Origin of the sequence: Pseudomonas sp. NFPP04 (genome assembly GCF_900113815.1) — a bacterium.
Classification (GTDB): Bacteria; Pseudomonadota; Gammaproteobacteria; order Pseudomonadales; family Pseudomonadaceae; genus Aquipseudomonas; species Aquipseudomonas extremorientalis.
In genome coordinates this window covers 1-12,818 of record NZ_FOQS01000005.1, presented here as the reverse complement: position 1 = coordinate 12,818, position 12,818 = coordinate 1, and the positions used below count along the sequence as shown (strand labels likewise).

Sequence of the window (12,818 nt, the reverse complement as noted above, 5' to 3'; positions counted from 1 at the left end):
CGTGCTGCCCATTCAACCCTCACTTGCGAGACTGCCCATGCGCAACCTGATCTTCGCCAGCCTGCTTCTGCTGGCGGGCTGCCAACAAACGCCGCCGGCCAATGACCAACTCGATGCCGTGCTCTGGACCCAGACCTCCATCGAGCATGAGTTGATTTACCGCCAGCTCTTCGCCAATGCCACCCGTCAACTTGACGTGGCGTTGGCCGATCCCACCTGGGATGCCCTGCCCTTTCCCCCACGCAACCTGAACGGGTTACCGCCGGCGGTGGTGGTCGATATCGATGAGACGCTGCTGGACAACGTACCGCTCAACGCCCGCGATGTGGTCAACAACCAGGTCTATTCCTACGACCGTTGGAATACCTGGGTCGACCAGGCCAGGGCCCAGGCCTTGCCCGGTGCCGTGGCGTTCCTGCAGGCGGCCCGGCAAAAAGGCATCAAGGTGTATTACCTGACCAACCGCGAACACAGCCAGGTCGCCGCCACCGTGAAAAACCTGCGCCTGCGCGGTTTCCCGGTTGACAGCGACCAACAGGTCCTGGCCGCCAGCACTCCCACCGGCCACTGCGAAAGCGCCGGCTACGGCAAGAACTGCCGCCGCCAATGGGTCGCCGCCCATGCCCGCGTGTTATTGATGGCCGGGGATTCCCTGGGGGATTTCGTGCAGGCCGAGCACAACACCCTCGCGGATCAGCGCAAGGCGGTGGAGCCCTATGTGAACTGGTTGGGGCAACGCTGGTTCTTGTTGCCCAACCCGACCTATGGCAACTGGTACAGCGCGCCGTATGGGGATGATGAGAAGCTGCCGTTCGAGCAAAAGCGCAAGCTCAAGCAGCGGGCGTTGCAGTTGCAGGAGTAGCGATGGTGCCTGGATATCAACGTTTTTTGGGGCGCTCGTTTTTAGACATCGCCCTGGCGGCCCAAGCCATACCAAGGGTCAGAGCAATGAATACGGCTTCACATACTACGTTCCAGATGATCGTGAACCAGAACAGCTTCGGCTGCCCTACAAGCGTGTAGGTGATGGAAGGCCCCACGCGACTGTAAGAAATCGCCACACCGCGAATTAACCCGTCGACAATGAGATAGCCATGAAGCCCTACAACAAAGATGAGAGCGGCTGTGATACACCAAAGCGATCGGCTGTCCGACAGCCTCATAGCATTTCTCCTAGAAGCCTCAGACCTTGACGTTCTGCCGGATATTCCAACCGAACTTCACTGGGCCACCGTCCTTGGCACCATCGGCTTTCTGTGGCTGGTAGCTGACGTCGACGGTGGCAAAATTCAGCGCAACTCTGTCGTAAAGCACATCATCCTTATTTCCGGCACTCGTGCCGTAGGACACCACCATCACTTCCTTCAAGGTGATCACCAGATACTCCACAGGGCTGGAACCACCCGCCTTGCGCACCACAAGCCGTGCTTCGGGGTAATGCTTGCCGCTAGCGCAGGCCATCATCAAATTTGGGCTGGATTTATCCAGCGGCTTGGTCAGATTGAGGTTGGCAAAATCGGCCTTGCCGGCGCCGCCACCTCTCCCGGAGTGCATCGATCCTGCCTGAGACACTCCCCACGCCCACTCGGTGATATCGATCTCGTCGAGATGAGCGTGGTCGCGTGATTCACCCTTGATATCGCCCAGTTTCAAAAACATATCGACGGCCATATTGGCTCCTTGTCCTTGTCAGCGTCGGAAGTGACGCGGGGCGAACTGTTCCTTATTCGACAAAGGGCCGACAAGGTTGAAAACCGGTATTGGGACGCGCCTGTCTCGAAAAGACGAAACATCCGACATTAATTTGCGCAACCGCGCCTTTACTCTCTCGACTTCCAAAACCAGGAGTTAAGGAATGACGGCCTCACTGCTCAAGGATGGATTTCCCTCGGCCCATCGCACCACACGGCAACGTATTGAAAGCAGCATTGATCTGCCTCGATTGTTCTCAGCCATCGACGCCGACCCGTCAGTGATTGGTGCTGGCGTGGTGTATATCGATGCGGAGTTCAATGTCGTGGTCCTGCGTGAGTTTCAGGCGATTTGCAGGGTACAGCCGATCAAAATAGTACTGCGGGAGGCGCCAAGGTACGTGGGGCCAGTGGAGTTCAAGCGGATGCTGGAACATGAGACGCGGGAGTCCAGGTTGGTCGCGGAGGCGACCAACACCACAATGACTTGTGCAGGGGCATTATTGAGTTGGGTGGTAGTCTGGAGCGGGATTGCGTTCATGCCCTTCACTGCGGGAGCAAGTGCAGTGATTTCCTTTGTAGGAAAGGCTGCTGCAGTAGCGAGTACAGTTCAATGCATCGCTGGCACTGTTCGAACGGCATTTGAGGTTTACAGCCCTCAATCTAACGATAATCTGGACAATGAAGCTTGGTACCAGGCGGCAATGGTGGTGTTGGATAGCATTGCGCTGCTAGGTGTAGTTACTTCAACACTCGTGACAATCAGAGCGGTTAGCACTGCTACGCGAGTGACAGGAAAATCACTGCGCCAAGTCCTGCGAGGTCTTTCACGACCAGAGCGAGCATAACTGAACAACGAGTTACTCAGAATCCGTGACCCTCGACTCACAACGAAACTGCTCAAATTGGAACAGGCGGCAGGCCGGCTGCCCAAACGCATCAGTGCTACAGAAATGCATCAGACCACCCTTCACCACCTAACGGAGAGCTTGGCAGCAACTCTGAGCTTTACCAGTAGCGCTATGTCCGGAAACGTCAAAACACTTGCGATCGGCCTTTACGAAGAGTTGATCGATTGAACAAGCAGAAAAAACAAGAGGTATGAAAAACCTAAGCGACCCTGAAAAAACAGGGTCGCTGGAAGTGGTGGTAACCCGTCATGCCGCGACGTCACGTGCCGCCGTATGCCGATTCACCGGCACCGGCAACCCCAGGTGCCCGCGCAACGTGCTGTGACTGTACTCACTGCGAAACAACCCGCGCTCGCGCAACAGCGGCAATACCTGATCGGTAAACCGCGCAAAGTCCTCCGGCGCGCCCACATGGATGTTGAACCCATCCACCGCGCCCTCCACAAACCAGCGCTCGATCTCATCCGCCACGGTCTTGGGCGAGCCGACGAAACTGGAAAACGGCTTGGCAAACCGCAGCGCCGCCTGACGCAACGTCAGACCCTGTTCACGGGAAACTTGCTTGATGTTTTCCGCATGCCCACGATAGCCATTGCTACCCAAGTCACCCAACTCCGGGAACGGCTCATCCAACGGATATTGGCTGAAGTCGTGGTAATTGAATGGCCGGCCTAACTGCACCAGCGCTTTGTGCAGATCCAGCTCGCCATTGCGCTCGCGGTCGATGGCCTGGGCCTGCTCATCGGTATCCGCGATGATTGGAGAAATACCCGGCAGGATGGTTACGTGGTCAGGGTTACGTCCAGCGGCGGCGGTGCGTTTCTTGATGTCGCTGTAGTACGCCTGGGCATCTTCGAAATTGCCCACGCCGGCAAAAATCCCCTCGGCATAGTTCGCCGCCAGGCTGCGCCCGGATTCGGAGATTCCCGCCTGGAAAATCACCGGTTGGCCTTGGGCTGAACGGGCTATATTCAACGGTCCGGTGACCGAGAAAAACTCGCCGTGGTGATCGAGGCGGTGTTGGCGCTGCGGGTCGAGGAACACCTTGGTTTGCTTGTCACGCACAAAGGCGTCGTCTTCATAGGAGTCCCACAAGCCCTGCACCACCTCCAGATGTTCGGCCGCGCGGCGATAGCGCTCGGTGTGGTCGATGTGTTGCGCGCGGCCAAAGTTACCGGCCGCGCCTTCCAAGCCGGTGGTGACCACGTTCCAGCCGGCGCGGCCGCCACTGATGTGGTCCAGGGACGCAAACTGCCGCGCCACGTTGAAGGGTTCGGTATAGGAGGTTGTGAGCGTCGCCACCAGGCCGATTTTCGAGGTCGCCCCGGCGATGGCTGAGAGCAGCGTCAAGGGCTCCAGGCGGTTGAGGAAATGCGGCGCGGAATCCGGGGTGATGTAGGGGCTGTCGACGATGAACACCAGGTCGAACTTGGCCGCTTCTGCCTGCTGGGCCTGGGCGCGGTACCAGTCGATATCCACACTGGCATCGCCGGGGATCTGCGGGTGCAGCCATTCGTTTTGTGCAGTGCCTACACCGGTGAGAATGGCGCCGAATTTGAGTTGCCGGGGTGAGGTGGGCATCAGGGTATTCCTCCGTGGGTGGCCGCGGTGCTGGCCTGTAGAGATCGACGTTAATGCCCGCGAGCGGGGCTTGTGAAAGGCTTTGTAGATATATGCTAATTATTAAAATTACTGATATAAACCAAGAAAAAAATCCGCAACAGGCATAAAAAACAACAGCGCTGTCGCGGGCCGTTGAAGCGGCTTTGGACACGGTCATGAGAAAACAAGGAGAATGGCGACCTTTCAAACTCAACGCGCTGGCATCAGGTTATTCCCTCGATCCCAATCTGATTCAAGCCACAAGGTCATATGGATATGAAACGGGCACTTATCGCTTGGCTCGGCCTGTTATCGCTCACCCAACCCTCACTGTCCTTCGCGGATAACCTCAACGGGAAAACTCTCTTTTCCCAGCGGTGTGCGATGTGTCACGGCGCCGATATCAAAGGCACTGGCCCCCTGGCCAACAAGAGCAATCCCCCCACACCTGACCTGACCACCGCCGCGTTCAAAAAACGCCTGAATGACTACCCAGGCGTTATCGTCTCTTCAATCATACTTCGCCCCAATGGCGACCTGATCCCAAGGACGTTGCGAGAGAACGGCGTGAAGCTAGCGCCGTTCGCATGGAGGGTTAGCGACTTCCGCGATTTGAATCAATACATGAGCGGTGTGATTGCCAAGACTCGTTGAGCCTCACACCGCTCTTGCAGCAACCGCCTCGACCTCAATCAACGCACCAGGCAATGGCAACGCCACCACTTGCAGCGCCGTACGTGCCGGCTTGTTCGGTTGATCAGGAGTACCGAAGAACTGCGTGTACCCCGCCTGCAAGCCGGCGAAATCCAGCTTGCCGCCTGTCTCTTCGGCCCCTACCAGGAACACCCGCAACTGCACGATATCGCCCAGGTCCAGGTCCTGCTGGCGCAGGATCTTGCGCAGTTTGTTGAACACCGACACCGTCTGCACTTCGGTATTGCCATAGGCCGCCGGTGTGCCCGCCGGGGCGCTGGCATCGTGCAGGTCGGGCAAGGTGCCGCTGATGAAGATCAGGCTGGCGGATGCCGGCACCGTGACGGTCTGGGAAATCGGGAAATCGCCGACGCTGGTACGTTGAATGCTGTCGCTCATGATGAATCTCCTTATGAAGCGGCCAATGCCGCGCTATGACGGTGTTGAGTCACCCGTTCAGCCAGTTGCCCCACCACATGGCGCGCCGAGTTGGCCGCCGATTCCTGCCAGATACCCACGCCGCTTTGCACCAGCCCGTCGCCGGCGAAATACACCCGGCCATGCCCGGCTTCAAGCAAGGCGCTGGCGTCGGCCGGGAAATGCTCGCGCTGCAGCCACGGGCCTTCGCTGTAGGGAATCTGCTCCCAGGACACCGCCAGCGGATTGCGCAGGTGCTTGGAATACCCGGGATGCAGCAGTTCCACGGCCTCCCTGGAGGTGGCGTACTGTTTGTCGAACGGTTGCGCGCCAAACACATCGGCGCCCTCCCCGGTCACATAGCCCGCCACCAGCAGGCCTTCGCGAGTGTTGAGGTCATTGCTCGGGTACCACAGCAGGCGCGCCGGGTGTTCGATCCACGACAGGCCGCCGTAGGTGCGGTAGTCGGTCTCCCAGAAGCGCGGCGACTGCCACGCCACTTTGGTCGCCTGGTCGCTGCGGGTGCTGAGCAGGGCGGCCTTGATCGGGTCGTTGAAGTCGGTGTCGAGCCTGGCCAGCAACGGCAGCGGCAACGTCGAGATCAGGTAGTCGGCGCGCACGACCTGCTCGCGGCCGCTGCGCTGGTCGTGATAGGTCACCGCCACGCCGTCTTCCAACTGGCGGATACGGCGCACCTGGGCGCCCAGTTGTACATGACCGCTGACGCGCTGGTAGAAGGCGTCGGTGATGCGGTCCATGCCGCCCACCGGTTGGAACATGGTGGCAGAGAACTCCGGGAATTCGGTGTGCAGCAACGCGCCCCACAGTTCCGGATGCAGCAGTTGGTCCAGCGCCAACGGGCGGCGGCTGGCGGGCAAGGCGCCGGGGTGCGCTGGCGATTCCAGGTGCCCCGAACGGATCGTGCCCTCGAAAGCCAGCTCCTGGGACAGGTCGCCATACACCCGCAGGAACGCCAGCAAGCGCGTACGCTCTTCACCGCTCAACAGATCATCGAGGGCATCGCGCTGCACAGCTTTGGCGAGCAAGCCGGACAGGTGCCCGCGCGCATCGTTGATGGCCTGGCCGACCGTGAATGCAGGCTTGCCCACATCAGGCCGTACCTGGGCGCCATGACTGCTGTTGACCAGCACTTCCAGCGGCACGCCCAGCTCATTGCAATAGTCGAGAATCGTGCGGTGCTGGCTGGGAATCCGTGCCGGCCCGGCGTTGAAGTAATGCCCCGGGTCGAACGCGGCAGTTTGCGTGCGGCCGTCCTTGTAGTCCACGCGGTCGCCGTTGCGGATCGTCCAGGTGCGGCCGCCCACCCGCTCACGGGCCTCCAGCACTTGCACCTCGAAGCCGGCGCGGGTCAGTTCCAGGGCTGTGACCAGCCCCGCGATCCCCGCGCCCAGCACCAGCACACGCGTGCCCTGCCCCAGGCCTTCCTTGAGTTTCAACGGTTGCGGACGGCGGTGTGACGACGGCCCCAGGCCCAATGCCGCCAGCGCGTCCTTGACCGCCAGCTCGCCCCCTACCGCAGCGATGCTCGACAGCGCTTCACGTCGTGTCAGTCCCATGCTCGATGCTCCTTAATCCGGCAGGCCCGGTGGATTGATCAGCGACGTGTCGACCCGCTCGATGTCCAGGCCCCAGCGTTGCAGCACCTGCTCATATTGGCCGCCGGCAATCGCACCTTCCAGGGCGGTGTGGATCGGCTTGACCAGGCCGTTGTCCTTGCGCGTGGTCACCGCGATATCGGCCTTCAACGGCCAGCCACCATTCACCGTGCCGACGAGCTTGATACCGCCGGTGATTGCCGCCGAATAGGCATACACCGAGTTAGGCCCGAACAGCGCATCGCTGCGCCCGGACTGCACGGCCAACTGGGCGGCAGCCTGGTCGTCGAAGTATTGCAACAGCGCCGGCTTGCGCCCCTCCTTCTCGTTGGCCTCGTTCCAGGCCAGCAGGACTTTTTCCTGGTTGGTGCCGGAACCGACGATGATCTTCAACCCGGCGATGTCCGCCGCCTGCTTGATCTCGCTGATCTTGCTGGTGCTCTTCACGTAGAAGCCGAGCACATCCTGGCGGTAGGTGGCGAAGTCAAAGCGCTTCTTGCGCGCCTCGGTCACGGTGACGTTGCTGATCACCGCGTCGTACTTGCCCGAACTGACGCCCAGGGGCCAGTCCTCCCAACTGGTCTGCACCACATTGAGTTGCAGGCCCAAGCTATCGGCAACAAGCTGCGCGGTGTCAGCCTCGCTGCCGATGGTGGTCTTGTCGTCGCTGGCCAGCAGCGCCAGGGGCGGCCCGGCCACGCCGGAGACGGCCACGGTGAACTTGCCCGGCTGGGCGAACTTGAAGCCCGGCGGGATCTGTGCGATGGCCGCCTCGTTACGCGGCACATGGATGCGCGGGCGGTCGGGGCTGAGGTCGACCTGTTGCACGGCGAATGCGTGTTGCGCGGTGCTGACGGCAAGCGCCAGCAGGGCCACGCGGGCAGTAGAGATAAACATGGGCAGTCACTCCTTGAACTACAGCACCTTGCCGAGAAAGGCCACAGTGCGGGGATGTCGCGGTTGGCGGAAAATCTGTTCGGGCGGGCCTTCTTCAATCAACTGGCCGTCGCAGAGGAACACCACGTGGTCGGCCACCTCACGGGCAAAGCCGATCTCGTGGGTGACGATCACCAGGGTCACGCCCAGTTGGGTCAGGCCCTTGATCACGTCGAGCACTTCGCCCACCAGTTCCGGGTCGAGGGCCGAGGTGGGTTCATCGAACAGCAGCACTTTGGGGTCCAGCGCCAGGGCACGGGCGATGGCCACGCGCTGTTGCTGGCCGCCAGAGAGCTGGCGCGGATAGGCATCGACCTTGTCCGCCAGGCCGACCTTGGCCAGCAACCCGGCCGCCTTGGCCTGGGCCTCGGCCTTGCTCCAGCGCTTGTGGGCCAGGGGCGCTTCGGCGACGTTTTCCCAGGCGGTGAGGTGGGGGAACAGGTTGAAGTTCTGGAACACGAAACCGACGTCGATACGGCGCTTGAGAATCTCCCGTTCTTTGAGTTCGTAAAGCAGATCACCCTTGCGACGGTAACCGACGTATTCACCGTCAATGGTGATATGCCCGCTGTCGATCTTTTCCAGGTGGTTGATGGTGCGCAGCAAGGTCGACTTGCCCGAGCCGGACGGCCCGAGGATCACCGTGACCTTGCCCGGGTCGATGGTCAGGTCGATGTCTTTCAACACCTGCTGGTTGCCAAAGCGCTTGCCCACGCCCTGGATCTGGATACGCCCGGCGCGTGCTTCAGCCATGGGTCTTCTCCTTGATCCAGCCGCGAATGCGTTGCAGCGGCGTGGGTGGCAGCACCCGTGCGGTGCCCCGCGCAAAGTGGCGTTCGACGTAGTACTGCGCGCTGGTCAGCACGGTGGTGATGATCAGGTACCAGACCGTCGCTACGATCAGCAGCGGGATCACCGCCTGGGTGCGGTTGTAGATGACCTGCACGGTGTAGAACAGCTCCGGCAGGGCCAGCACGTAGACGATGGACGTGCCCTTGACCAGGCCGATGATCTCGTTGAAACCCGACGGCAGGATCGAGCGCAGCGCCTGGGGCAGGATGATCCGGAAGATGCGCCGCGAGGCCGGCAACCCCAGGGCCGCGGCGGCTTCATGCTGGCCGGCGTCGACGCCGATCAGGCCGCCACGGATGATCTCCGCCGCATACGCCGCCTGCATCAGGCTCAAGCCCAGCACGGCCACGGTGAACTGGCTGAGCACATCCACCGTCGACCACTCGGCGAACACCACGCTGGTGAACGGCACACCGAGCACGATGTGGTCATACAGGTAGGCAAAGTTGTAGAGGATGATCAGCACCAGCAACGCCGGCATCGAGCGGAAAAACCAGATATAGCCCCAGGCCAATGCCGCCAGCAGCGGCGAGCCCGACAGCCGCGCCAATGCCAGCGCGGTACCAAGGATGATGCTGAACAGCGTGCTCAGCAGGGTCAGCAACAGCGTCTGCCCCAGACCACGCAGCACCGACGGCGAAAAAAACCACTGGCCGAATACGCCCCACTCCCAGCGCGGGTTGGTGGCCAGCGAGTGCACGATGGCCAGCAGCACGAGCGCCGCAAAGATCGACCCGGCCCAGCGCCAGGGATGCCGGGCGGGCACCACCTGCAGGGCCTTGATCGGCGTGGAGACACGGGCCTGGCGCACCGGACTGGGCGCGTCGATCAGGTCATAGGGTTTGGCGACGATAGGCATGGTGTATTCCTCGGCCTCAGAAGGCATAGGTCAAGCGGGTGTAGTAGTACCCGCCGGTAAAACCGTAGGGCGAATAGACGCCATAGCTGCTGACCATGGTGCTGCTCGGCACCCCTTGTTTCTTGGGGTAGATGTCGAACAGGTTCTTGGCGCCGACGGCGATGTTCAGGTCTTTGGTGAGGTTGTAGCCAAGGTCGAGATCGGTGATCCACTTGGCGCTGTAGATGCGGTCCAGGTCGCGATTGGCCGATGAGTTCACTTCCTTGTAGGAGCCGTAGCGCGTCAGGGCCAGGTTGAGGTTGAAGCGATCGATGCTCCAGTCGCCGCCCAGGATCAACTTGGTGTTGGGCTGCACGCCGGTGATCAGGTTGCGCGCCTCGCGGTTCATCAGCTCGTAGGAGGTGCCGAGGATGTGGGTGGATTCCTTGTAGTTGAGGATTCTGGTCTGGTTCCAGTTGAATGCTGCGGTCCATTTCACCGAACCGTACCGGCCGAGGTCCTGGCTGTAGTTGCTGACCAGGTCCAGGCCTTTGGTACGGGTGTCGGCGCCATTGATGAAGTACTGCCCGCCGGAGGTGGAGTGGATGCCATTGTTCTGCAATACCTGGGTGATCTCGGGGCCGAGCAAGGTGCCCGTGAGGGTGATGCGGTCGCGCAGGTTGATCACGTAGGCGTCGGCGGTGAAGCTCAGGCGGTCGGTGGGTGTGAGGGTGAAACCCAGGCTGAAGTTGGTCGAACGCTCGGGTTTCAACTCCTGGGCACCCAGGGCTTGGGCCGCGGCGGAACCCACGGGCAACACGCCGTAGTTGATCGACTGGTACACGCCGTCCACCACGCCATAGGTGGTGGAGCGTGCGCTGAACAGGCTGTTGGCCAGGGACGGCGCTCGGAAACCGTTGCTGACAGTGGCGCGCACGGCGAACTGCGGGGTGAAGTCATAGCGGGTGGTCAGCTTGCCGCTGCGCGTGGCGCCGACGCCCTGGTTGTAGTGCTCGTAGCGAAACGCCGTGCCGACGTACCAGTCCGGCACCGGGTTGAAGCCCACGTCGACGTAACTGGCCAGGCTGTTGCGCGAGGCGCTGCTTTCTTCGTCCGGCGAAATGCCGTTGGTGACCTGCGCGCCCGACGACGCGCAATTGCCCGGCGCCACGCAGTAGCCGCCGTTGGCATAGGATTCATAGTCACCGGCCTGCACCTCATAAGTGTCGCGCCGATGCTCGAAGCCGACGCTCAGGTCCAGAGGCTTTTGCAGGCCGATGTCGAAGCCGCGCTTGAAGTCGAGGTTGGTGGTCAGCTCGGTGGCGATCCAGGTACCGGAGGTAAAGTGATTCGGCGTGGCCTCCCCCAGGGACGGGTTCTGGTTATGGGTGGTGCCCTGCTCCGCCTCGTTGCGCCCGTAGGTGGTGGACAGGTCCCAGTCCCACTCGCCCACCGTGCCTTTGCCGCCGAATGCCGCCTGGAAATCATCCTCGTCGATAAACCACGTCGGCGTGTAGCCGCCGGGATAACCGTTGGGCCCGGTGGTGATGGTGTTGGTGATGGTCGGCAGGCGGAAGTTCTGCCCCTGCTCGGCCTTGCGCCGTGAATAGGTGGTGAAGGAATACAGGCTGAGGCTATCGTCGATCGGCAACTCGGCGTTGTAGCCCAGGGTCAGCAGGTTGGTCTTGGGCGTGCCATAACCGCCGTAGGTCGACCGCCCGGCCTGCTCGTAGGCCTGGGCATAGGTGTAGCCGTTGGCGCTGGCCTTGTTGTCATCGTTCTGGCTGCGCGCGTCGAGGGCGAGCTGCACGATGCCGCCGTCGCCGATCTCGAAACCCTTGTTGAGGCTTTGCTGCACCGTCTGTTTCTTGCCGTCATAGCCCTGGCCGATATTGGTCACCGCGGTGCCGCTGGTGTCGGCCTTGAGGATCACGTTGATCACCCCGGCGATGGCATCGGAACCGTATTGGGCGGCGGCGCCGTCGCGCAGGACTTCCACATGGTCGATGGCGCTGATGGGGATCAGGTCGAGGTCGGCCGGGGCCGCACCGATATTGATCCCGTTGATGTTCAAGGTGGCGGCGGTGTGACGGCGCTTGCCGTTGACCAGTACCAGCACCTCGGCGGCACTCAGGCCACGCAGGTTGGGGGCTCGGGCAATGCCGCTGGCGTCCCAGCCGGTTTTTTCCGGCAGGGTCAGCGAGGGGATCACTGCGCTCAGGGCCTCCATGAGGCCGGGCTTGCCGGTGTTCTGCAATTGCTTGGCGCTGACCACATCGATCGGCACCGGGCTGCTGGTGACGGTACGCTGCTCGGCGCCGCGGTTGCCGGTGACGACCACGGTGGACAGGGTGCTGTCGTCCTGGGCGTGTGCGGTGTTGGCCAGGATGGCCAGGGTGAATGCGGCGGTGGGTTGTAGCACTCGCTTCATAGGGGTTCCTGCGTTTCCAAATCGCGAAGTCGGGCCGTCACGCGGGTGGGCGCGGTGCTCGGTTTTTTTCTGGGGTGTCAGGGCGATTTGGGGCTAGGTGTGGGGCGAGGTTTGAATTGGCAACATACGTTGAACTCCCTTCCAACGGTTCTGCTGCGGGGTGGCAGCGCAGAATCCGAGTCTAGATTGGTACCATCCGAGGTCAGGGGTAGGCTGTTGAGTTCAAACATAACGGAATGGGTTTTGAAAATATAATGCTATTTGGGCATAAGCTAATATTCTTGGATTTCATTATTTATGAATTTTGTTATTCATATAAGTAATGTTTTTTTGCGATTTGGGGATTGGGGCATATCCGTTATTTGGGTCACGGCGGCTTATGGTTCCGCCCTTACGGCGGGTCACTTTTGAAAAGAGCCCAAAAGTAACCAAAAGGCTCTTGCCCCAACACTCGGCACCTCGCCTAGGCTCGGTGTGCCCGTAATCCGACAGTGATTTGGGGGGCCGCCTAAGATCAAAATCAAAAAGCCAGATCAAAAGCAGACGGATATCTGACTGCTGTATGGAGATCAAACTGTGGGAGGGAGCTTGCTCCCGATAGCAGTGAAGCAGGCACAGATGCATCAACTGACAGACCGCTATCGGGAGCAAGCTCCCTCCCACATTTAACCGAGATCGACAGTAAAATACCGGCCACTCTGGGCTGAGGAATCAACCAGCTCTGCTTTTGATCTACACCACTCAGGTCGGCTACCAGGCCGCCGTGCTCTTGCTCTTGCTCTTGCTCTTGCTCTTGCTCTTGCTCTTGCTCTTGCTCTTGCTCTTGCTCTT

12 protein-coding genes and 1 pseudogene are annotated in these 12,818 nt (G+C 60.9%); 3 read left to right on the top strand and 10 right to left on the bottom strand.

The features are described from left to right. Positions 1-37: 37 nt before the first annotated feature. Positions 38-862: a 5'-nucleotidase, lipoprotein e(P4) family gene (locus BM017_RS12170; protein ID WP_092244466.1), complete on the top strand. Its 825-nt coding sequence runs from the start codon at positions 38-40 to the stop codon at positions 860-862. A 16-nt stretch (positions 863-878) separates the two neighbouring features. Here BM017_RS12170 and BM017_RS12165 read toward each other — a convergent pair whose 3' ends face one another. Then, a complete protein-coding gene (locus tag BM017_RS12165; RefSeq protein WP_092244463.1) occupies positions 879-1,163 on the bottom strand; it encodes a hypothetical protein in 285 nt (94 codons plus the stop codon). Positions 1,164-1,182: 19 nt separating this feature from the next. Then, complete coding sequence (locus BM017_RS12160) at positions 1,183-1,671, bottom strand: Hcp family type VI secretion system effector (RefSeq protein WP_092244460.1); 489 nt, start codon at positions 1,669-1,671, stop codon at positions 1,183-1,185. Between the two features lie 184 nt (positions 1,672-1,855). Here BM017_RS12160 and BM017_RS12155 point away from each other — a divergent pair. Beyond that, positions 1,856-2,770 (top strand): annotated as a pseudogene (locus BM017_RS12155) (NAD synthetase). Between the two features lie 78 nt (positions 2,771-2,848). Here the strand turns inward: BM017_RS12155 and BM017_RS12150 are convergent. Continuing rightward, complete coding sequence (locus tag BM017_RS12150; RefSeq protein ID WP_139212903.1) at positions 2,849-4,183, bottom strand: LLM class flavin-dependent oxidoreductase; 1,335 nt, start codon at positions 4,181-4,183, stop codon at positions 2,849-2,851. A 297-nt stretch (positions 4,184-4,480) separates the two neighbouring features. Here BM017_RS12150 and BM017_RS12145 point away from each other — a divergent pair, with 297 nt between their 5' ends. Further along, entirely contained in the window at positions 4,481-4,858 is a 378-nt protein-coding gene (locus BM017_RS12145) for a c-type cytochrome (protein WP_092244456.1), read from the top strand. A 3-nt stretch (positions 4,859-4,861) separates the two neighbouring features. Here BM017_RS12145 and BM017_RS12140 read toward each other — a convergent pair whose 3' ends face one another. The 7 genes from BM017_RS12140 to BM017_RS29095 all read right to left on the bottom strand — a co-directional run. After that, complete coding sequence (locus BM017_RS12140) at positions 4,862-5,296, bottom strand: RidA family protein (protein ID WP_092244453.1); 435 nt, start codon at positions 5,294-5,296, stop codon at positions 4,862-4,864. Positions 5,297-5,307: 11 nt separating this feature from the next. After that, positions 5,308-6,891: a flavin monoamine oxidase family protein gene (locus BM017_RS12135; protein WP_092244450.1), complete on the bottom strand. Its 1,584-nt coding sequence runs from the start codon at positions 6,889-6,891 to the stop codon at positions 5,308-5,310. Between the two features lie 12 nt (positions 6,892-6,903). Next, on the bottom strand, positions 6,904-7,827 hold the full coding sequence (locus BM017_RS12130) for an ABC transporter substrate-binding protein (RefSeq protein WP_071492149.1): 924 nt from the start codon (positions 7,825-7,827) through the stop codon (positions 6,904-6,906). Positions 7,828-7,845: 18 nt separating this feature from the next. Then, on the bottom strand, positions 7,846-8,619 hold the full coding sequence (locus BM017_RS12125; RefSeq protein ID WP_092244447.1) for an amino acid ABC transporter ATP-binding protein: 774 nt from the start codon (positions 8,617-8,619) through the stop codon (positions 7,846-7,848). Continuing rightward, positions 8,612-9,577 carry an amino acid ABC transporter permease gene (locus tag BM017_RS12120; protein ID WP_092244444.1) on the bottom strand — a complete coding sequence of 322 codons (966 nt, stop codon included), beginning with the start codon at positions 9,575-9,577 and terminating at the stop codon, positions 8,612-8,614. Before BM017_RS12120 ends, BM017_RS12125 begins: the two co-directional genes overlap by 8 nt. A 16-nt stretch (positions 9,578-9,593) precedes the next feature. Continuing rightward, positions 9,594-11,987, bottom strand: coding sequence for a TonB-dependent receptor plug domain-containing protein (locus tag BM017_RS12115; RefSeq protein ID WP_092244441.1), 2,394 nt, complete (start codon positions 11,985-11,987; stop codon positions 9,594-9,596). 520 nt (positions 11,988-12,507) lie between these two features. Next, a partial coding sequence (locus BM017_RS29095) for a hypothetical protein (RefSeq protein WP_218189852.1) occupies positions 12,508-12,818 on the bottom strand: 311 nt, incomplete at its 5' end.

Coding starts and splice junctions, on each gene's coding strand:
- BM017_RS12170 (WP_092244466.1), top strand. CDS start 38: ATGCGCAACCTGATCTTCGCCAGCCTGCTTCTGCTGGCGGGCTGCCAA.
- BM017_RS12165 (WP_092244463.1), bottom strand. CDS start 1,163: ATGAGGCTGTCGGACAGCCGATCGCTTTGGTGTATCACAGCCGCTCTC.
- BM017_RS12160 (WP_092244460.1), bottom strand. CDS start 1,671: ATGGCCGTCGATATGTTTTTGAAACTGGGCGATATCAAGGGTGAATCA.
- BM017_RS12150 (WP_139212903.1), bottom strand. CDS start 4,183: ATGCCCACCTCACCCCGGCAACTCAAATTCGGCGCCATTCTCACCGGT.
- BM017_RS12145 (WP_092244456.1), top strand. CDS start 4,481: ATGAAACGGGCACTTATCGCTTGGCTCGGCCTGTTATCGCTCACCCAA.
- BM017_RS12140 (WP_092244453.1), bottom strand. CDS start 5,296: ATGAGCGACAGCATTCAACGTACCAGCGTCGGCGATTTCCCGATTTCC.
- BM017_RS12135 (WP_092244450.1), bottom strand. CDS start 6,891: ATGGGACTGACACGACGTGAAGCGCTGTCGAGCATCGCTGCGGTAGGG.
- BM017_RS12130 (WP_071492149.1), bottom strand. CDS start 7,827: ATGTTTATCTCTACTGCCCGCGTGGCCCTGCTGGCGCTTGCCGTCAGC.
- BM017_RS12125 (WP_092244447.1), bottom strand. CDS start 8,619: ATGGCTGAAGCACGCGCCGGGCGTATCCAGATCCAGGGCGTGGGCAAG.
- BM017_RS12120 (WP_092244444.1), bottom strand. CDS start 9,577: ATGCCTATCGTCGCCAAACCCTATGACCTGATCGACGCGCCCAGTCCG.
- BM017_RS12115 (WP_092244441.1), bottom strand. CDS start 11,987: ATGAAGCGAGTGCTACAACCCACCGCCGCATTCACCCTGGCCATCCTG.